The following is a 19,454-nucleotide window of genomic DNA, read 5'->3' as shown; positions in this document are numbered from 1 at the left end:
CCCCATCCCCGGCGTGCTGGCGCTCGACCCGCACTCGCCTGAACAGATCGACGGCGCGCTGCTCGTCCATGACATGGTGATTTATTGCATTTGCCCGGACAGCGCGACCGCCGTCGAGATCAAGCAACGGATGCGCCTGAACGGCTACACGCGGATCCGCGCACTGAGGGGCGGCCTCGACGCCTGGCAAAGGCGCGGGTTTCCCGTCGAACCTATCCCGCTGACGGACGAATCGACCACCCGCAAACGCAAGCCGGAGCCCTACGGTGAAGTTCGCGACGCGGTAACGCTGCGCGGGTTTGCCCCACGACGCGACTAAACCACCTGGGCAAACCGCATCACAGTTTGCGCAACAGTCCTGCCGCCGCGCGCATCCGGCGTTTGCGCTCCTTCTTCAGCCAGTCAAGCGTTGCATCGGTGTCGCCGGATCCGGCTAGCAAGCTCATATTGTCGCGCAGCAGCATCTCGCTCGCGACAATATCGTTCAGCGTGCCGAAACGCTTCTGAATCTGCTTCAACCGCTTCAGGACACGTTTGTGGCTGCCGCTCAGAATGGGCTCGAAAAACTCGAGCAGATAGCGCACTTTCTTTCCCGCCTTCCTGACGTCGTGAAATGCGGCGTAGTTGGAGCGCTTCGCTTGAGACGCACGCTTTATACGTTTGTTAAGCGAACGTTCGGAAGCGGTCACGCGCTTGTCGGCGAATTTTTGCAGCGGCACGCGCTCACGGGCGGTGTTCAATTCCTTATTGGCGCTGGTCAAGGCGTCTTGCAGCAAATGTTTGACGTCCGCGTTCGAAAGCGTTTCACGGCTCGTCGCCAACGCGCCGCTGCGCGCCGCCTGGAGCGTCGGCGTTATCTCGCGCGCAACGCGCTCGTCCTGCGCAATCAGTTCGATCAGAATGTCCCAATCCCGCGTCTTGCCGGCTGCCGTCGCCAGATACTTATACAGCGCCCGTTGGCGCGTATTCTCGCCTTTGTCCAGCAAGGGTTCGAACGCCCACCACAACGAACGCAATCGCCGCAGCGACACACGCAGTTTGTGCAGCGCTTCCGGCGACGCGTCTTCGCGCACCGCATTGGCTAGTTCGATCGCGTCATCGACGAGGGGCGCCGCGTACGACGCAAAGGCTGCCTCCGCTGAGGGTTCCGCGCCGGCCGGCTTGCTGTCCGCAGCCTGTTTGTCGATTTTCCGGCTCGCCCGCTTCATCGGATGTCCTTCAGAAGGTCCTTTTATGTCAGCCTAGCAAAAAAAGGTCCTGGTGGATATCCGCCGACGCGTCGCCTAAACTGCACCAGGATGGCCGCAAGACAATGCGCGTTGCATGGACTGCAATCCGTCGCATTGTGGCGACGACCTGGGTCGCGCGAGTCCACGCAAGTCTGTATGCGACCTTGGCGGCAGTTGAACCGGGAAATCCGCTCCGCTGCAGAGGCGCAGTTCGCGCATAGTTCTTTTCGGACCGCTTATCGTTCTACCCCGCCGCGCAAGCGGCAGCCTTTCCTGTAGCGTCAATCTGTACCTACCTTCCCGCGAACGCCCGTCCCGCATAGCTGTCACGCCACTGTCATCGTTACGACACACAGGCACCGCAGGATCGTCAGTTCCGCGACAATCTTTTGGGGCTCACGCCATGCCGGAACTTTCGTACCCGCAACCGGGCGCTGCAAGTGGAAAGGGGCGCAATATCGGCCTGATCATCTTCCTCGCTGTGATTGCGATCGGCGCTGCTTATTGCGCCATGCATCTGGCGGACGATTTGCAATCCGTTCGCGAAGCCTCGTTTTTGCCCTACCTGCTCCTTGGCATTGCGCTCGTGATCGCGCTCGGCTTCGAATTCGTCAACGGTTTTCATGACACAGCCAACGCGGTCGCCACCGTGATCTACACGCATTCGCTAGCGCCGAACATTGCGGTGGTCTGGTCCGGCGGATGGAATTTCCTCGGCGTGCTTACTTCAACGGGCGCGGTTGCGTTCGGTATTCTGCAGCTTCTGCCCGTCGAACTGATTCTGCAAGTGGGCAGCAGCGCGGGCTTCGCAATGGTCTTCGCGCTGCTGATCGCGGCGATCATCTGGAATCTCGGCACGTGGTACTTCGGACTGCCGTCATCGAGCTCGCACACGCTGATCGGCTCGATCATCGGCGTCGGTCTGATGAATCAGCTGATACATGGCGCGAACGGCACGAGCGGCGTGGACTGGAATCAGGTGCTCGGCGTGGGCAAATCGCTACTGTTTTCGCCGCTGATCGGCTTTCTTGCCGCCGGGTTGCTGCTGCTGATCCTGAAAGCAGTGGTGCGAGTTCCCGCGTTGTATGCCGAGCCTAAAGGCAAGGAGCCGCCGCCGTTCTGGATTCGCAGCCTGCTGATTCTGACCTGTACGGGCGTTTCGTTCGCACACGGTTCGAATGACGGGCAGAAAGGCATGGGGCTCATCATGCTGATCCTGATCGGCACCGTGCCGACGGCCTACGCGCTGAACAAGGCGGTCACGCCGGCGGAAACGCAGACCTTCATCGCTGTGGCACAACAGACCGCCGACACGCTCGGCAAATACACGCACGGCGCGGCACCGTCTGCCAATCCGCGCGACGAAGTCGAAGCGTACGTGCGCACTCGTCAGTTGACCCCTGCCACCGTGCCGGCCTTGCAGCAACTCACCGCTCTGATCGGTCAGCAGGTCGGCGCATCGGGATCGATGGCCGCCGTGCCGCAAAATATCGTCGATAACGTACGCAACAATATGTATGTCGCCTCCGAAGCGATCCGCCTGATGAAGAAGAGCAAGCAGCCGGCCTTCTCACCGGAAGATGCCAAAGCGATCGACAACTTCAAGGCGCAAACCGATCACGCCACCAAGTTCATTCCGACGTGGGTGAAGGTTGCCGTCGCTATCGCCCTCGGTCTCGGGACGATGGTCGGATGGAAGCGCATCGTCGTTACCGTCGGCGAGAAGATCGGCAAGCAGCATCTGACCTATGGACAGGGCGCGTCGGCTGAATTGGTGGCGATGCTGACGATTGGCGCGGCCGACATGTACGGCTTGCCGGTCTCGACAACGCACGTGCTGTCCTCAGGCGTGGCCGGCACCATGGCGGCCAACGGCTCCGGCTTGCAATGGGCCACCGTGCGCAGCCTGATCCTCGCGTGGGTGCTGACGCTGCCGGTCTCAATCGCGCTGGCCGGGGGCTTGTACTGGGTGTTCCGGATGGTGTTCTGAAACGGCTGAAACCGCTGCTGCCGGGTGCAAGTCCGGCAACGGCGAAGTTAAAAAAGCGCGGTTTTTGCCGCGCTTTTTTCATTTCATCGAGCAGAGATCGATCAATAAATTTCAGGCACGATCATCGACGACGGCACCGGCTGGCGGCTGTATTCGTCGTGATAGACACGCGCCGGCAACTCGACGCGCGAATGCTCGATCTCGTGATACGGCACCTGGCTCAGCAGATGATGAATGCAGTTCAGGCGCGCGCGTTTCTTGTCGACCGCCTGCACGACCCACCACGGCGCCTCGGGAATATGCGAGCGCTGCAGCATGACTTCTTTCGCCTGCGTATACGCTTCCCAGCGGCGCCGGCTTTCCAGATCCATCGGACTCAGCTTCCACTGCTTCAGCGGATCGTGGATGCGGTTCTGAAAGCGGATTTCCTGTTCTTCGTCCGTGATCGAAAACCAGTATTTGAGAATCTGCACGCCGCTTCGTGCAAGCATCTTTTCGAATTCCGGCACCGAGCGGAAAAACTCTTCGTACTCGTCATCGCTGCAAAAATTCATCACGCGTTCGACGCCCGCGCGGTTGTACCAACTGCGGTCGAACAGCACCATTTCGCCGCCAGCGGGCAGATGCGATACGTAACGCTGGAAATACCATTGCGTGCGTTCACGGTTGTTCGGCGCCGGCAATGCCGCCACGCGGCACACGCGCGGATTGAGCCGCTGCGTGATGCGTTTGATCGCACCGCCCTTGCCCGCCGCATCGCGTCCTTCGAAAATCACCACCAGCCGGTGCCCGGTCTGCACGATCCAGTCCTGCAGTTTGACAAGCTCGCCCTGCAAACGGAACAGCTCGCGGAAGTACACCTTACGCGCCTCGCGATGCTCGGGCGTGAAGCCCTCCGCGCCGTCGATGATACGGTCGTCGACCTCCATTTCGAGTTCCTCGTCGTACGCATCGATAAGGTCCTCTTCGAAACGGCGCTGCCGTTCTGCCATGACTTCGGCCTCGGGTCTCGGATCCAGCTCTTTCATTGCGACTCTCCTGGCAACGGAAATGGTTAGGCGCGCGGCGCATGCGCGTCGCGAACGGGCTCGATTATCGAAGCGCGAGGTGTCAGCCGTGTTACCGGCGCGGCGGCCGCACCTTGGGACACGGGTGCTCGCCGGCGGCTTGCACGCCTTATAGCCCATCCATGATAGCGAGTTTAGCGCGGCCGCCCGGCGCTAACGCAACGGCTTCGCGAAGCTGAGTTCGTGGCCATCGGGATCGGTGATGTGGAAATAGCGCTCGCCCCACGGCGCATCGGACGGTTCGAGCGATGGCTTCAAACCCGCCGCCAGCGCCTTCCGGTAAAGCGCGTCGACGTCCGAGACATAAATGATCACGCGGCCCCACCAGTTGACTGGCGCACGCGTATCGACGATCAGGTTCAGATACGAACCGCCGAATGCAAACGAGGTAAACGCTTCCTGCGAACCACCGAATTTGATCGGAAAACCGAGCGCTTCGTAAAACAGCACCGCGCGGGGCATATTGCGGGTGGCGAGCGTGATGGCGCTGAGGGACTCGATGCGCGGCTCGGTTGGTTCTGTCGAGTCGGTCGGCGCGCTCGAGGAGCTCGCCGAGGCAGAGGCTGCGGCGGAAGTGGTGGGCAAGTTCATGGCGGCTGTCTCCCTGGTATGGCGGCGCCTGGCGGGCTTCTATGGCGTCGGCCCGGACATCGCGGGTCTTGGCGCGGACCTTGGCGCCGGCGTTGGTCCGGGCATTGGCCGGCGCTTCAGCCTCTACGACGACCCCCGCTTTGGCGTGGGCTGACACTAGAAAGTGTCTCACAAGCAGCCTCGAGCGCGCCGCCTCGCCCGCACTTGAAAAACCCGCCCGCCGCCCCGCATCTGGATTCCCGTTTATCCGGAGCATCGCCATGGGAAGCCGTCCACGCTTCATCGATGACCTGTCGCGCGCCACATCCGACGCCCCCGGGTCCGATCCACTCACCGCTTTATCCGACGACGCCTTGCTCGACGCCTATTCCCGCACCGTGATCGGCGCGTTGGAACGCGTTCAGCAGGCGGTCGCCTTCATTTCCGTCGAACGCCGGCTGCCCGGCGCGCCGTCCGGGCGCGACAGCCGCGGCGCGCGTGGCGGCACAGGCTCGGGTTTTCTGTTCACGCCTGACGGCTATCTGCTCACCAACAGCCACGTTGTGCACGGCGCCACGCATATCAAGGTGACGCTCGCCGACGGCGCGAAATTCGACGCCGATCTGGTCGGCGACGACCCCGGCAGCGATCTGGCCGTGCTGCGCATCGGCTCGCCGGAGCCGCTGCCACACGTCGAACTCGGCGAATCGTCGAAGCTGCGCGTCGGCCAGATCGCGATCGCGGTCGGCAATCCGCTCGGCCTCGCGCAAACCGTGACGACCGGCGTGGTCTCGGCGCTCGGCCGCTCGCTGCGTTCGAATTCGGGCCGCATGATCTACGACGTGATCCAGACGGATGCCGCGCTCAATCCCGGCAATTCGGGCGGCCCGCTGATCAATTCGGCCGGTCAGGTGATCGGCGTGAACACCGCGATCATTCCCGGCGCGCAGGCGATCTGCTTCGCCACCGCGATCGATACGGCCAAGTGGGTCATCATGCAGATCTTCGCGCACGGCCGCGTGCGGCGTGCGTACATCGGCGTGGCCGGCACCACAAGACCGCTGTCGCGCCGCGTGCAGCGCTATTTCGGCCTGAGCTCGGAGAGCGGCGTGCACGTCATGGAAATCGTCAAAGGCAGCCCGGCCGCGTTCGGCGGTCTGCGCACCGACGACACGATCGTCGCGATCGATGCGCTTGCGGTGCAAGACGTCGATAGCCTGCAACGCACGCTCGATGTGTCGCGTATCGACAAGCCGGTCAACGTGACCGTGTTGCGCGGCGCGCAGCGGCTCGAATTGACCTTGACGCCGGTCGAGCAGACGATCTGATTCGCTCGACTGCCTGTGGAGGAAAGGGCCTCGCATTCAATCAATCTCACGGATAAAAAAGGCCTCGCGCTCAATTTGAGCGCGAGGCCTTTTTTCTGCATGCAGCGCATCCGTAAAGACGCGCCGCTCAGATGCACTTAAACGATTGAAGTCAAACGCTTACTGAATCACCCGCGTCACGCCACGCCCACGCGGATCGGCTGCGGCTTCCGGCGTATCGCCATTGACCTTGATCGCCTGGATGTCGCCGCTGAAATCCTGCCCCGTCAGCGTGTAACCCTTGGCTTCGATCTGCTTGGCGAGTTCGCCGTCGATCGGCTTGTACGGCTCCCAGAAGATCGTGTTCGGCGGCAACAGTTGGTGATGGAAGCGCATCGCGCCCACGGCTTCCTGCAACGGCATGTTGAAGTCGTAGACGTTGTTGATCACCTGGAAAATCGACGTGAAGATGCGCGAGCCGCCCGGCGTGCCGATCACGAGCGACACCTTGCCGTCTTTGGTCAGAATCGTCGGGCTCATCGACGACAGCGGGCGCTTCTTCGGTGCAATCGAATTCGCGTCGCTGCCCACCACACCGAACATGTTCGCAACGCCCGGCTTAGCGGAGAAGTCGTCCATCTCGTCGTTCAGCACGATACCCGTGCGATCCGCCACCACGCCCGAGCCGAAATAGCCGTTGATGGTGTACGTGTTCGACACCGCATTACCCCACTTGTCGATCACGGAGAAGTGCGTGGTTTCCGCTTTCTCCGGCATCGAGGTGCCGAGGCCGGCCTGGATGCTCTTCGTATCGGACGGTGCATTCGGATTGACTTCGGCGGCACGCTTGGCGATGTACGCGTCGTCGGTCAATTGCGCGACCGGCACCTTGTAGAAGTCCGGATCGCCGAGATACTGTGCGCGATCGGCGAATACACGCTTCTCGATTTCAGCGATCAGATGCACGTATTGCGCGGAATTGAGCTTGACGTCCTTGAAGTCGGGCGCATTGTCGGCCTTCATCTTCAGCAACTGCACGAGACCGATACCACCCGAGCTCGGGGGCGGCGCGGTAATCACGCGATAGCCGTTCCAATCCGCCTGGATCGGCTGACGCCACACCGCCTTGTACTGCTGCAGATCGGCCTTCGTAATCAGACCGTGACCGCGCATGGACGCCGCGATCAGATCAGCCGTCTTGCCCGAGTAGAAGTCTTTCGCGCCCTGATCCGAAATGCGCTGCAGCACGGCGGCGAGATCCGGTTGCTTGAAGTTGATGCCCTGCTTCAGATTGCCGAAGTAGGTATCGAAGTTGGTCTTGCCGGCAAAATCTTTCGCGGCGTCGTCGCGGCGTTGCTGCAATTGCTCGCTGACCTCGAAGCCATCGCGTGCGTAATGAATGGCCGGTGCGAGCACCTGCTTCCATTTGAGCTTGCCGAAGCGGCGCTGCGCTTGCCACATGCCGTCGACGGTGCCCGGCACGCCCACCGCGCGATAACCGAACAGGCTCATGCCCTTGATGACCTCGCCCTTGTCGTCGAGGTACATGTTCTTTGTCGCGGCCAGCGGGGCGCGTTCGCGATAGTCGAGGAAGTATGGCTTGCCATCGACATACAGCGTCATGAAACCGCCGCCGCCGATATTACCCGCTTCTGGATACGTCACGGCAAGCGTGAAGGCGATCGCGACTGCCGCGTCGACGGCGTTGCCACCTTCCTTGAAGATCTGTTCTGCTGCGTCAGCGCTGTACTTGTCGGCGACCGCAATGGCGGACGCCGTGAGAATTGCCGGCTGCGCTTTCGCGGGCGCTTTGGCAAAGGCTGGAGTGGCTTCGAGAAAGCCGCTTGAAACAGAGACGAGTGCGACCAGTGCAAGTCCGCTAACGGACGATTTGGCGTTTTGAAACAACTTCATTGGGCATCCTCCAAGACGACGCTTTCATCTGATAAAACGAAAACTGTCTTGGGCTTATAACATGGCGGCCCGCCGTTTGCGAAGCTGTTGCACGCATATGGTGCATGCTGCAGCACACAAAAACCGCCCCATTTAACAACACTAATTACCGCGTGTAGCCATGCTCGAATCGGCATCGAACACAGTCAGTGCGCCGCACCACGAGACCCAGCGCACCGAGAGTTGAACACTCAGGCGCTACCGCGGTTGCCGCGTGCGATTTCGTCGCCGGCGCCTTGCGGCAAGCGCGCGGTCACCGGAATCGACAGGAACGAGAACAGGCCGACCACGAGGAACGCCGGCCAGAAGTCGGAGAACACGATGGTCGAATGACCCTGCACGTTATGCGAGATTTGCAGCACGATGCCAGCAATCGTCACGCCGAGCCCCAACGAGATCTGCTGGATCACGCTCGCCACGCTCGTCGCGCGGCCAACGTCGCGGCTCGGAATATCCGCATACGCCAAAGTATTCAACGAGGTGAATTGCAACGAAGGGAAGAAGCCGCCGAACAGCACCACACACCAGATCAACCAATGCGGTGTACCGGGAAAGAACAGACCGTAGACGGCAATCGCAAGGCCCGCGCAACCGGCATTGAACATCAGCACCGTGCGAAAACCGAACCGTTCGAGAATGCGCGACGCGGCCGCCTTCATGAAGATCGAGCCGAATGCGGACGCGCAGGTGATCGACCCCGACTTGAACGCCGTCATGCCCAGACCTTCCTGCAACGCAAGCGGCAACAGAAACGGCACCGCGCCGAGGCCGATGCGAAACAGCGAACCACCCACCACGCTCGCGTGAAAACTCGGAATGCGCAACAGCCGCAAATCGAGCACCGGCAATTCGACGCGGTTCGCGTACCGCACGTACACCACCAGCAGCAGTACGCCGAACACACACATGCTGACCGATACCGAGTTGGACACCAGTTCGCCGCCTACCAGCGAGAGCCCCAGCATGAACAGCGACGCCCCGCTCGCCGACAACACGAAGCCGGTCCAGTCGAGCCGGCCGGGATGCGCTTCACGCACGTTGGCGATGTGCTTGTTCGCAAGCCAGATACCCAGCAGGCCGATTGGAATGTTGATGAAGAAGATCAGGCGCCAGTGCAGATAGGTCGTGATGAACCCACCCAGCGGCGGCCCAACTACCGGCCCGAGCAACGCGGGCACCGTCAGATAGTTGACCGCGCGAATGAAGTCCGACTTCGGCACCGAGCGGAAAATGATGATGCGCCCCACCGGCACCATCATCGCGCCGCCGATGCCTTGCACGAAGCGCGCAACCACGAAGGTGCCGAGTGACGTGGACGCCGCGCACATCAGCGAGCCGGCCATGAAGATACCGATTGCCGTACGAAACACCGTGCGGGAACCGAAGCGGTCAGCGACCCAGCCGCAAATCGGAATGAAGACGCCAAGGCCGATGACATAAGCCGTCACGGCGAGCTTGAGGGTGATGGGGTCCTGGCCGAGATCGCGCGCCAGAACGGGCAGCGACGTCACGATGACCGTGCCGTCTACGTTTTCCATGAACATCGCACACGCGACGATCAGCGGAACAATGAAAGCGCCTAAAGCGAGAGGCATTGGCATGACGACGGGTTGCAAGGCCGCCGGTGTAAAGCTGCGATTATGGCATCGCATCGACAACGGATGTTGTTAAGCGAAGCCTTTTCGTACTGGCGCGGACGACGCGTTGATATGCGCCGCCCAATAGTTGAGCGCGCAACGAGACAGAACGGCTTTCAAAAAACAGGCGCGAAAAAGAAGGGAAAATAACGACGCGATGGTAAGCCGGCATACAGCCGGCTCACCATGCAATACAGCGGCAATTCAGGAGCAGGACTTAACGCGATGCACTGACCAGCGGTTGCAACTGCGGCAGAATCTCGGTGCTTGCGCGAGCAACGTCGTTCGGGAAGTCGATCTCGATCCACGGCGCGCCGGTCACGTCGGCCGTGTCGAATACCTGACTGCGCTCCAGCAGCAGGTCGCGCACCGCTTCTTCGTGCGGCATGTTGGCCCGGCCGCTATCCACGTAGCCTGCAACGATCTGCGCGAAACGTTGTGCGGTTTCCTGGCGGAAGCGGAAGAAGCCCACCGATTCGCCGATGGTGTCGTACTCGAGATTGACGGCGAGTTGCTTGCGCAATTCGACCGGCACGCCGTCTTTCAGGCACAGCTTGACGGGTTCGTCGCCGGCTTCGAAATCACGGTCGATCAATAGGCGGTTGACCGTCCCGCCCTCCACGAGCGCGCTCAGAATGCGCTCGTCGTAGAGCACGTCGGCGTCCATCAGCAGCACGTCGCCGCCGCGCGTGAGCGACTCGGCCACGGTGTGCACCGTCAGCACGCTGCCCAGGTCGTAACGCGGGTTCAGCACGGTTTCCACTTTATGCGGCCAGTTGATCCGCTCCAGTTCCGCCTGCACCGATTCAGGCTGAAAACCGAGCGCCAGCACGACGTCGGTCACGCCGGCGGTTTCCAGCATTTGCAGATGCCGCTCGAGCAGGCTCATGCCGTCGAACTGCAACAGGCACTTCGGGAACTGTGCCTGCGGCGGTTGCTGGAGACGCAGGCCGAGGCCCGCTGCGAGGATGATGGCACGCATGCGCAGTCCTTTAAAAATTCGGAGATTAATCGACAACCGGCACGCGCGTGGTGGCGCGCCGCCGTTGCCAGCTTCGTTCGCTGAAGTGCAAAACCAGTAGGCCAGGCAAACCGAGCAGGATTTCACGTGCGCGCTTGGCGAGCGACAACGCCAGCGCCGCGTCCGGCGGCAAGCCCACGAGTGGCGCGAGCAGCAGATAACCCCCTTCCTGCACGCCGAGTGAGCCTGGGATCATGAACGCCGCGCCACGAATCGCCTGCCCGAGACTTTCGAGCAGGAGCGCGTCGACCCAGTCGACCGGATGGCCGAGAAAGCGCAGCGCGAGCCACACCTCGACCGTGCCGACGATCCAGCCCACCAGACTCAGTGCGAAGCTTGCCGCGACGCGGCCGCGCTCGCGGTAGATCGCCTGCACGGCGGCGTCGACGGCTTCGGCGCGCGTCATCAGCGACGACCAGTCGCGCTTGCCGAACAGCTTCGACACCACGCCCAGCAAACGGCCGAACAGGCCGTGCCGCTGCGCATAGTAGAAGCCCGCAATCATCGCACCCAGCACGCCGGTGGCAATCAGCGTAGCGGTTCGCAGATCGTGAAGCGCACCGTGCGCGGCATAGGCGCCGAACAGCAGCAGCCCGAGCAACGCGAAGACGATTTGCGCGACCGCCTGCGCCGTGGTGCTGACGGTGACGGCGGCGGCCGCGTCGCGCATGCGCATGCCGCGCTGGGACAGTTGCCGCACCATCACCACCGGGCCGCCGATCTGGCCGGCCGGCAACAGGCTATTCACCGATTCGCCGATCCAGCGTGCGAACAATGCGTCGCGCACCGTCGCGTCGCGATGCACGCCGTCGCGCTGACGCTGGAACAGCACCGAGATTGCGCCGGCGTCGAGCACCAGCGGCACAAGGTGAAACGCCGCGACAAGCACGAGCCCCCAGCCGGCCGCGGCCAGCGCCGAGGCCACGGAGCCGAAACCCTGCCAGGCGAGCAGGCCGACAAAGAGCGCCGTCCCGATCGACAGCAGAATCAGGGCCGCGCGTGTCATGCGGGGTCCTTGCGGCGTTTCGTCATCTGACGGAAAACCTGGCGGAAACCGAAGTACGCGATCGCGTCCTTCATGTTCGAGATGAACCGGCGCCACGGCCGCATGTTCGGGTCGGTGACGTATTCGAAGGTGAGCGACACGCGCATTTCGTTTGCGCCGGCAGGCGTGATGCGATGACGCAGCTTGTCGCCGTCGAAGAACACCAGGCCGCCCGGCGGAATCTGCACCGAGCCGGGTTGATCCGCCACGTCCGGATTGCGCGTATGCAATTCGTAATCGAGCCGGCACGACGATTCGTCGATCACGCCGAGCAGCAGCGTATAACGGCGGCCGTCATAGTACGAAGTATCGTAGTGCCAGCCGATGTGGTCGCCGGCCCGCGTGTAGTAGTACAGCGCATAGGCGTGCGGATCGTCCGCAGGCGACACTTGCAGCTTGTCACCGCTGAGTTGTTCTAGCCAGCCGATCAGTTCCTTCGAGCGATACAGTTCGGCGATGAACGGCGCGAGACGGTCGATCGTATGACGGCTGACGCTGCCGCCCTGCTTGTGTCCCGGCAGATAGTTGCGGTTCACTTCGTCGAGGAGGCCGCGCGCGCTCTGCACGAGCTGGGCGGTGACTTCGGGCGCGAGGAAATCTTCCAGATACAGGAACGCGCCCTGATCGGCGAAATCCTTTGAGAGACGCCGTGTGTCGAACGTGAGCGTGCGGCTCGCTACGGCGCGATCGGCATTCGGCGCAGACACGGCCGACGAGGCCAACGAAGAGGCCGGCGAACGTTCAACTGAGATTGGTGCGATCACGTCGTCTTCGGCGTGCATACTCATTCACTGGCCCACATTTGACTGGTTTCAGACGCCTTGGCAGGGGCGGCCGCCGAGCGCTCGGCGCGGCGCGCGACGCGCCAGTAATCGACCACCACCCAGACGGCAAACAGCGGCGCGCCGATTGACGCGACCACAACGAACGGCATGACGACGCTCGTCAGCGTGACGATGGGAAGCAGGTACAGCACGTCTTCGGTTTCGAAACCGCCGACCGATGCCTGCTTTGTACCTGCCTTGCCCGCCATCTCCTCGATGCGCATGCGCAGGAAGAAAATCAGCGCGACCGCAACGCCCGCCACGGCACCCAGCCAGCCGGGTGAAACTTTCAATGAGCCGACATGCGTCGAACCGACACCCATGCCGACGAACAACATGACGGTCACGAGTGCGTCGCAAGCCAGGTCGTAAAAATGACCGATCCGGCTCGACTTTCCGCCGATGCGCGCGAGTTCGCCATCTGTGTGGTCGACAAAGTTCGACAGCACGATCAGAGAGGCGCCCGCATTGGCCCAGGCAAATCCGCCGTGAGCGAGACAGAGCGCGCCGGCAAGCCCGATCAGCAGGCGCAGCGTGGTCAGATGGTTCGGCGTGACCCAGGTGTTGACAAGCGGCGTGACTAGTCGGCGGGCGAGTCTCGCATCCCATGTTCTGGGGGCCGGAACGTTAATTGGAATTGGTGGTCGCGAATTCATAACCCGGAAATATATACGGGATCGTAAAAGCTTGCTTCCTTCCTTAACGTTTTCTTAAGGGCTCATTGTTGCCGATGCGTGCCAGGCGCCGCGCAAGATATGCCGAATCACGTTAAAGTGCGAATCCAGTTGCGCCTGTCACACCAGATCACGTCGATGCGCAATGTCTTTTCGGGGTGCGGCGCATCGCCGCCACTCGTTGCGAACTCACTACATCGAACGCGGGTCGCCATTCACGTATATGAAACGCTTCTTTTCATCCGTACTCCTTGCGCTGGCCGCCGCCGCGCTGCCGCTCAGCAGTCATGCTGCCGCTCTCGACGCACCGCTCACCTGCAATGAGAGCGGTCATCAGTTCATTGCCGATCTCGCCCAGCAGCAGTTGATCGATCCGAAGCCAATGCGGGTCGAAAGCAACTCCATCAATGCGTTTTCGCCGGTGCAGGGCGCCGACCTGACCGCATTCGGCTTTCACGTTTTCGCGGTGGTCGGCTACGAAAAAGACGATCCGATGTTCCGCGTCGGCGACGGTGAACCCGTGGCCCGCTCCGCCTATGGTGTCGTGGTGTTCGGCGGCGAATCCAAGGTCCAGGCCGCGCTCGCCGAGACCGGCAGCACAGCGATCGTGCATCGGGTGGCGCCGCTCGTAACGGCGATTTTCTGCAAGCGGAGTTGAGGCGGCGGGTCGCGCCGCCCCACTCGCCCCCTACAACTTGATCCCCGCCGGGTCCGCCGTCAGATACCCCACCGTCGCGCCGAAGCGGTCCTTATAGTTCGCCCGCACGAGCGGATCGAGTGTCGATTGGATCTTGTCGTGCAACGGACTTTCCCAATTGCCGACATGCTGGAAGTTGCTCATCACGTACGTCCAGCCGTTGATTTCGTCGACTGCATGCAGGCCTGTCGACTCCGCGCCCGCTGGGCACGACAACACACGTGCGAGCGTTTTCGTGTCGACGTTATAAGCCCACAGAAAATTGTTGACGTGCATGCCGCTGTCTTCGCCGATAAAGAGCGTGCGCAGTTTCTCCGAGAACTTGAGGTTGTCCGGATTCGCGATACGCTCCGGGTTCGCCGTGTTGCCAAGCACGTCGGCGGACGACAGATCCTCGCCGACCAGCGCCGCAGGCGCGGCCATGTCCACCGGCACCCAGTCGCTGTTGATCGCGCCGCCGCTGCGGTCGCGCTGGCCGCCCTCCATGTTCAGCGCGTAAACCGCACCGGCGTTGATCGCCTTGTCGACAGCGACATCGGTCGATGCGGCGTGGCCGCGCACCATCGATTTCTCGATGCGTGACATCGCCGAATACAGCACCTTGTCCTTGATATTGACCGTTGTGCCTTCGAGCTTCGTGAAACCCATGCTGCCGCCCGCCAACGCTGCGTAGCGATGCGTTTCGAGGAAGGTCGCCGCCTTGGTCATGCCCGGCTTGATGCGCACCCAGTTGAAGGTGCCGTTGTAGTTAATCTTCGTGTAGGTCGAATCGACCGGGTCCTTGATCGCGACGTCCATGATGTCGCTCGCGCTCAACTGGTTGGCGAGCGCCTCGATTTCGTCGCTGGTCGCGTGGCCCAGATTGATCCAGGAAAGCGTTGCCGCACCCGCGCTGCTCGACGATACCTGCGTCCACTTTGCGACGTACAGCGTGCCCGCCGACAGATCGGCCTCGCGATCGGCAATGAACATGAAGAGGCCGCCGTTGGTCGCGTCGTCGCCCATCAATACGGTGCGCTTATCCGGCATCACCTGAATCAGTTCGTGCGAGATGCGGCCGAGGCAGTAGTGTTTCCTGATCGTGCCGGTGCCGTCGGGATTGACGGTCACTTCCGGCAGATGTCCATAGTGATAGGGATTGGCGGTGGTTTCGTCACCGTAAAGGCTGCGGCTGAAGCCCTTGAACTGACTGTTGGTTGCGATCGTCGCGGCGTCCGGCTCGTACTCTTCGCTCGACAGATGCGTGTTCCACGGCGACAGGCTCGCGCCGCAGGTAATCCACAAGCCATGCGCCTTCGATGTATCGACGCTGTGATAGCCCACCAGCGTCAGCTTGCCCGTGGCCGGGTCCTGATCGAGCGTGAGCACGGCGATCGGCGACGGCAACTGGCCATACATCGACTTCAGACTCTGATCGCGGGTCGCGTATTCGAACTGCACGACGGCGAATACCGCATTGCCCTTGAGGCCCTTCACCGTCGGCTTGTCGAGACGAATCAGCGAACTGCCGTCCGGGCAGTCCGAATAGAACTGGCGCTCTTTGCCCGCTACCGATTTATCGATGATCGGCTGATTGTTGATATCGAAGTAGCCGCCGGCCAGGATCGTCCCGCCCTTGATGTTCGGCACCACGTCGCCGGTCACGAAAAACGGCTGGTACGCGAGCTTGAACGTACGGCTGCTGCCATCGCTCAGTTGCACCGAGAGCGTCGAGCCGACCGTCGTCTTCGCCATCGCGGCAGGGTCCGCCAGCGTCGGCGCGGCCATGCCGCTGAATGCCGCCGAGACGAAGTTGGCCACCGGCCTCACCGGTGTCGCCAACTCGTCGCCTCCGCCGCCGCACGCGGTCAGCATCGACGCCGTTGCAAGCCCGCCTAACGGCAGCATCGGCGCACCGGCGAGGAGTTTCAGGGCCTTGCGGCGGGAAAGGTCGAACGGCTCTGCCATGTTGTCGTGATCCAGGGTTTGGGTAGCGTGGGTGAATGCACAGCCGGCACGCACTCAGACCCAAAACCGCATGGTTCACGCTCGCGCCGCTATGACGCGAGGATTCTATGAAGTGAATGTGAAAGTATATTGACAGGCTTTAGTAATGTTAAATTCAGCTTTTAGTTAGCCGAAGCCCGTCACCGCCGCTCTATCCCGGACGGCGGAATTCGTTTTCGACCCACGCGGCAGCGCTCGCCTTGCTCAGCTTGAAGTTCGGCGCGACCTGCACTTGCGCGAGCTGTTCGCCGAACGTATCGAGCGCGGTCAGCAGCGCGTACGGCTCGTCTTCGTCGGGAACGATGTCGAGCGTGATGTCGAGTTCGTCATTGCCGTCCGCGCTGGCCACGCGCACTTCTTTGTGCAACTGGGCGCGCAGTTGCTGCTCATGGCGGCGCAACACTTCAGATGCGGTTTTCACCAGCGTGTTGAACGCCGACGTGTCGAGCGGCTTCGGATCTTTCTTGTTGCGACCCATCGTCCACGGGCCGACGAGTGCCGGTTCCGCTTCGCCGTCCTTGATCATGGCGACGGCCCAGCCTTCATCGTCTTCGTTCTTGATGACGCGCGCGGTCCAGCCGTCATCGCGCCACAGACGCGCTTCGTGCTGGGTTTCGGGCAGCGCGTCTTCCAGATGATCGAGCGGGGTTTCGTGGATTTCGGACGCGCCTTCCGTCGGGGAGTCAGCAGCGGTGTCGGACGATGGAAGGGGGGAATTGGTCATTACAGGTTTACTCACGTTCGCGGGGCGGAAACACAACTCAAGCCTGCGATTCTACCTGCCCCACACCCGCCGAACGCGGCCCTCTGACGAACGGACAAGCCAGGGCACGCTCTTCGCCAATCGAAATAGTGCATTTCGTTATTCGCGGGAACCTATAAACCGATTATAGAACGTTCGAAAAAAACGCGGCCCGAAAGCCGCGTATAAAAAGATGAAAAAGACACCCCTGGTCAGGGGGTGAAACGAATTGTAGAACTGTAATTCGCCGGGATAGAGCACACGAATTGGAAGAGTCCATTGCAGAAATCAGAATGATTCGAAATTCAGGCAACGACGCGCTTAAATCCTTACTGAATATGACACAGCGGGAGCGTCGCGATCGAGCAACACCGACAATTTGACGAATAGTTACAACGCCATCGCGCACAAATATTTTTTCTTTATTTACCCGCACTTACACAATTCTCAATCCGGCATTCCGAATTAGAAAATGCATTGTTGCGCCATATGTGGTTAAAGATATAAATAGCAGGCATACACTTCGCAGCGGATCGTCAGGCAGCCGGCGCAATCGGCTGTTAGCACTGGAATGCGATTCTCTACGCACTGTCCCGGAGTTATCTAAACATGAAAAAAACCCTCATCGCAGCAGGCCTCATGGGCGCGTTCGCCATCACCGCTCACGCACAAAGCAGCGTTACGTTGTACGGCACGCTGGACGCCGGTCTCGTCTACTCGAACAACCAGGGCGGCCACAGCAACTGGCAACAAGGCAGCGGTTCGGTGTCGAACACCTATTTCGGCCTGCGCGGCAACGAAGACCTTGGCGGCGGTCTGCATGCCATCTTCACGTTGGAAAACGGCTTCAACCTGAACAACGGCCAGTTTTCGGAAAGCAGCACGATGTTCAATCGTCAGGCTTTCGTCGGTCTGCAGAGCGATCAATACGGCACGCTGACGCTCGGCCGCCAGTACGATTCCGTGGTCGATTACCTCGCGCCGCTGTCCGAAGCGGGCGCGGGCTTCGGCAACAATCTCGCCGCTCACCCGTTCGACAACGACAATCTGGACAACTCGTTCTCGATCAAGAACGCCGTGAAGTACACGAGCGCGAACTACGCCGGCCTGAAATTCGGCGGCCTGTACGGCTTCAGCAATTCGGCCGGCCAGTTCTCGAACAACCGCGCATGGAGCGTCGGCGCTTCGTACGACAACGGTCCGCTGAGCGTAGCCGCCGCTTACCTGCAACTAAACAACTCGGGTAGCTCGAACCTGAGCGGCGCAGTCTCGCAAGGCAACGGCACCGCCGCCGTCGCGGCTAACCTGCAACGCACGTTCGGTGCGGGCATCAACTACACGTACGGCCCGGCGACGGCTGGCTTCGTGTACACGCATACGCAACTGGACGGCATCACGGGCGTGGACGTCGGCGGCACGACGCTGCCGGGTGTGGCAGGCACGAACCTTCATCTGGACAACTACGAGTTGAACGGCAAGTACGCACTGACGCCGGCACTGAGCCTCGCCGCTTCGTACACGTTCACCGACGGCAAGATGTCAGGTTCGAACGGCTCGGGCGATCCGAAGTGGCACACGGTATCGCTGCAAGGCGACTACTCGCTGAGCAAGCGGACCGACGTGTACGTGGAAGGCGTGTATCAGCACGCATCGGGCGAACTCGGCAACTTCGGTGCGAACGTGGCGGCGATCAACACGCTGGCGCCGTCGTCGACCGGCAACCAGGTTGCTGCGGCTGTCGGCCTGCGTCACCGCTTCTAAGTTTTTCTGACGATACATGCAGAGCGGCGTATGGGTCCGCCCTGCAGCCGAATCCGCGCGTGGCACGATCACGCGCGGGTTTTTTTCAAGGCGCTTACGTTCTTACGTTTCGACGTAGCGGTAGTGACGGCGCAAGCATGCCGTGGGTATACTGAGGTCGGCTGCCTTCCTTGCCGTAACGTCGTTGCGGTTGAACGGCTGCTTCGTCGCGAAGCATGACGTTGCGTTCAATCGCGTTGCGCTTCGCCCGCGCCCCAAGTTCCCGTACACGATCGGGGACGCCGACGATCGGACCATGAAAAGACTTCTTCTGCTTGCTCCCGCTGCTGCCCTCACTGCTTTTCTCGCTGCCTGCGGTTCCAGCGGCCCCGCCCGCGACGCGTCCCAGCCGATGATGTACGTGTCTTCGCAGCGCGCCCCTGCTTATATCGCCGATTGCCTCGAAAGCAAGCTGTCACGCGTGCGAATGTCGCGCGTCGGCGACGCGACCGAGATCGCCGTCGGCTCCGATTCGAACAACTCGTATTTCGTTACGCTCACGCCGTACAACGCCGGCTCGGCCATCAAGGTGATGCATCCCGCGAATGCGCCGGACGATCCGCCTGAAGCGGAAATGCGTGTCGATATTGCGCGTTGTGCGACCTGAGGTTTGGGTCACGCGGCTGCGTTGTTGAGGGCGACACTGAAGACCACGCCGATGTCCGGTTTTTTTATCTCCTGTGTTGGCTATTTTTTTATCTGCTCATCTGCGAACATAGCCGCCCCTTGGCTTTTATCCGGCGCACCGCGTCGTGAGGTTCGATGGCATCCAACAAAGCACATCACGCGACTGGGTTTGCGGCCGGCGTAATCGCGGCGGCTGTTGTCGCGCGCGTCGGCGGCGGTGGTTCGTTTCATATCGGCGTGTTGTTGAGTTTCATCGCCGGAGTGGCGGGGAGTACGGCGCCGGAC

18 protein-coding genes and 1 pseudogene are annotated in these 19,454 nt (G+C 61.4%); 8 read left to right on the top strand and 11 right to left on the bottom strand.

Features of this window, described 5'->3' with window-relative positions; translation table 11 throughout:
- The coding region (locus FSO04_RS46665; RefSeq protein WP_414693519.1) for a rhodanese-like domain-containing protein at window positions 1-319 on the top strand (319 nt) is incomplete at its 5' end.
- A 19-nt stretch (window positions 320-338) separates the two neighbouring features.
- On the opposite strand, the gene FSO04_RS41100 is transcribed toward FSO04_RS46665, so the two are convergent.
- On the bottom strand, window positions 339-1,208 hold the full coding sequence (locus tag FSO04_RS41100; RefSeq protein ID WP_154567112.1) for a CHAD domain-containing protein: 870 nt from the start codon (window positions 1,206-1,208) through the stop codon (window positions 339-341).
- Between the two features lie 424 nt (window positions 1,209-1,632).
- Between FSO04_RS41100 and FSO04_RS41095 the strand changes: the two genes are divergently transcribed.
- A complete protein-coding gene (locus FSO04_RS41095) occupies window positions 1,633-3,219 on the top strand; it encodes an inorganic phosphate transporter (protein WP_154567111.1) in 1,587 nt (528 codons plus the stop codon).
- A gap of 101 nt (window positions 3,220-3,320) precedes the next feature.
- Here FSO04_RS41095 and ppk2 read toward each other — a convergent pair whose 3' ends face one another.
- Both ppk2 and FSO04_RS41085 read right to left on the bottom strand, forming a co-directional pair.
- The gene (ppk2, locus tag FSO04_RS41090) at window positions 3,321-4,247 is read right to left on the bottom strand and encodes a polyphosphate kinase 2 (RefSeq protein WP_154567110.1); all 927 of its coding nucleotides are present in this window, start codon (window positions 4,245-4,247) and stop codon (window positions 3,321-3,323) included.
- A 192-nt stretch (window positions 4,248-4,439) separates the two neighbouring features.
- Window positions 4,440-4,877: a VOC family protein gene (locus FSO04_RS41085; protein WP_154567109.1), complete on the bottom strand. Its 438-nt coding sequence runs from the start codon at window positions 4,875-4,877 to the stop codon at window positions 4,440-4,442.
- Here FSO04_RS41085 and FSO04_RS46660 point away from each other — a divergent pair.
- Together FSO04_RS46660 and FSO04_RS41075 are read left to right on the top strand one after the other, a co-directional pair.
- Complete coding sequence (locus FSO04_RS46660; RefSeq protein ID WP_166618363.1) at window positions 4,768-5,031, top strand: hypothetical protein; 264 nt, start codon at window positions 4,768-4,770, stop codon at window positions 5,029-5,031. The two genes, FSO04_RS41085 and FSO04_RS46660, sit on opposite strands and share 110 nt — an antisense overlap.
- A gap of 106 nt (window positions 5,032-5,137) precedes the next feature.
- Window positions 5,138-6,184, top strand: coding sequence for a S1C family serine protease (locus FSO04_RS41075; RefSeq protein ID WP_154567107.1), 1,047 nt, complete (start codon window positions 5,138-5,140; stop codon window positions 6,182-6,184).
- Window positions 6,185-6,343: 159 nt separating this feature from the next.
- Here the strand turns inward: FSO04_RS41075 and ggt are convergent, their stop codons facing one another.
- The 6 genes from ggt to FSO04_RS41045 all read right to left on the bottom strand — a co-directional run bounded on the left by ggt (window position 6,344) and on the right by FSO04_RS41045 (window position 13,299).
- Window positions 6,344-8,077, bottom strand: a complete 1,734-nt coding sequence (ggt, locus tag FSO04_RS41070; RefSeq protein WP_154567106.1) for a gamma-glutamyltransferase — start codon at window positions 8,075-8,077, stop codon at window positions 6,344-6,346.
- A 230-nt stretch (window positions 8,078-8,307) separates the two neighbouring features.
- Window positions 8,308-9,711, bottom strand: a complete 1,404-nt coding sequence (locus FSO04_RS41065) for an MFS transporter (RefSeq protein ID WP_154567105.1) — start codon at window positions 9,709-9,711, stop codon at window positions 8,308-8,310.
- 259 nt (window positions 9,712-9,970) lie between these two features.
- Window positions 9,971-10,735 (bottom strand): phosphocholine cytidylyltransferase family protein, encoded by a 765-nt coding sequence (locus tag FSO04_RS41060; RefSeq protein ID WP_154567104.1) that lies wholly within the window; start codon window positions 10,733-10,735, stop codon window positions 9,971-9,973.
- A gap of 25 nt (window positions 10,736-10,760) precedes the next feature.
- Complete coding sequence (locus tag FSO04_RS41055) at window positions 10,761-11,780, bottom strand: flippase-like domain-containing protein (RefSeq protein ID WP_154567103.1); 1,020 nt, start codon at window positions 11,778-11,780, stop codon at window positions 10,761-10,763.
- Window positions 11,777-12,607, bottom strand: coding sequence for a HalD/BesD family halogenase (locus FSO04_RS41050; protein ID WP_154567102.1), 831 nt, complete (start codon window positions 12,605-12,607; stop codon window positions 11,777-11,779). Before FSO04_RS41050 ends, FSO04_RS41055 begins: the two co-directional genes overlap by 4 nt.
- Complete coding sequence (locus FSO04_RS41045; protein ID WP_154567101.1) at window positions 12,604-13,299, bottom strand: CDP-alcohol phosphatidyltransferase family protein; 696 nt, start codon at window positions 13,297-13,299, stop codon at window positions 12,604-12,606. The genes FSO04_RS41050 and FSO04_RS41045 overlap by 4 nt, the downstream gene beginning before the upstream one ends.
- 241 nt (window positions 13,300-13,540) lie before the next feature.
- Here FSO04_RS41045 and FSO04_RS41040 point away from each other — a divergent pair, with 241 nt between their 5' ends.
- Window positions 13,541-13,975 (top strand): hypothetical protein, encoded by a 435-nt coding sequence (locus FSO04_RS41040; protein ID WP_154567114.1) that lies wholly within the window; start codon window positions 13,541-13,543, stop codon window positions 13,973-13,975.
- Window positions 13,976-14,005: 30 nt separating this feature from the next.
- Here the strand turns inward: FSO04_RS41040 and FSO04_RS41035 are convergent, their stop codons facing one another.
- Window positions 14,006-15,961, bottom strand: coding sequence for a PhoX family protein (locus FSO04_RS41035; protein WP_154567100.1), 1,956 nt, complete (start codon window positions 15,959-15,961; stop codon window positions 14,006-14,008).
- 190 nt (window positions 15,962-16,151) lie between these two features.
- On the bottom strand, window positions 16,152-16,724 hold the full coding sequence (locus FSO04_RS41030; protein WP_154567099.1) for a hypothetical protein: 573 nt from the start codon (window positions 16,722-16,724) through the stop codon (window positions 16,152-16,154).
- A 627-nt stretch (window positions 16,725-17,351) separates the two neighbouring features.
- Here FSO04_RS41030 and FSO04_RS41025 point away from each other — a divergent pair.
- From FSO04_RS41025 to FSO04_RS48000, 3 genes and pseudogenes are all read left to right on the top strand, one after another.
- Window positions 17,352-18,503 (top strand): porin, encoded by a 1,152-nt coding sequence (locus FSO04_RS41025; protein ID WP_154567098.1) that lies wholly within the window; start codon window positions 17,352-17,354, stop codon window positions 18,501-18,503.
- Between the two features lie 295 nt (window positions 18,504-18,798).
- On the top strand, window positions 18,799-19,149 hold the full coding sequence (locus FSO04_RS41020; RefSeq protein ID WP_174825341.1) for a sugar ABC transporter ATPase: 351 nt from the start codon (window positions 18,799-18,801) through the stop codon (window positions 19,147-19,149).
- A gap of 155 nt (window positions 19,150-19,304) precedes the next feature.
- A pseudogene (locus FSO04_RS48000) lies at window positions 19,305-19,454 on the top strand (metal-dependent hydrolase); the annotation flags it as partial.

It is taken from the genome of Paraburkholderia madseniana (assembly GCF_009690905.1).
Taxonomy (GTDB): Bacteria; Pseudomonadota; Gammaproteobacteria; order Burkholderiales; family Burkholderiaceae; genus Paraburkholderia; species Paraburkholderia madseniana.
Note: the sequence above shows the minus strand (reverse complement) of the source record. Positions and strands in the feature narration are given on the sequence as shown.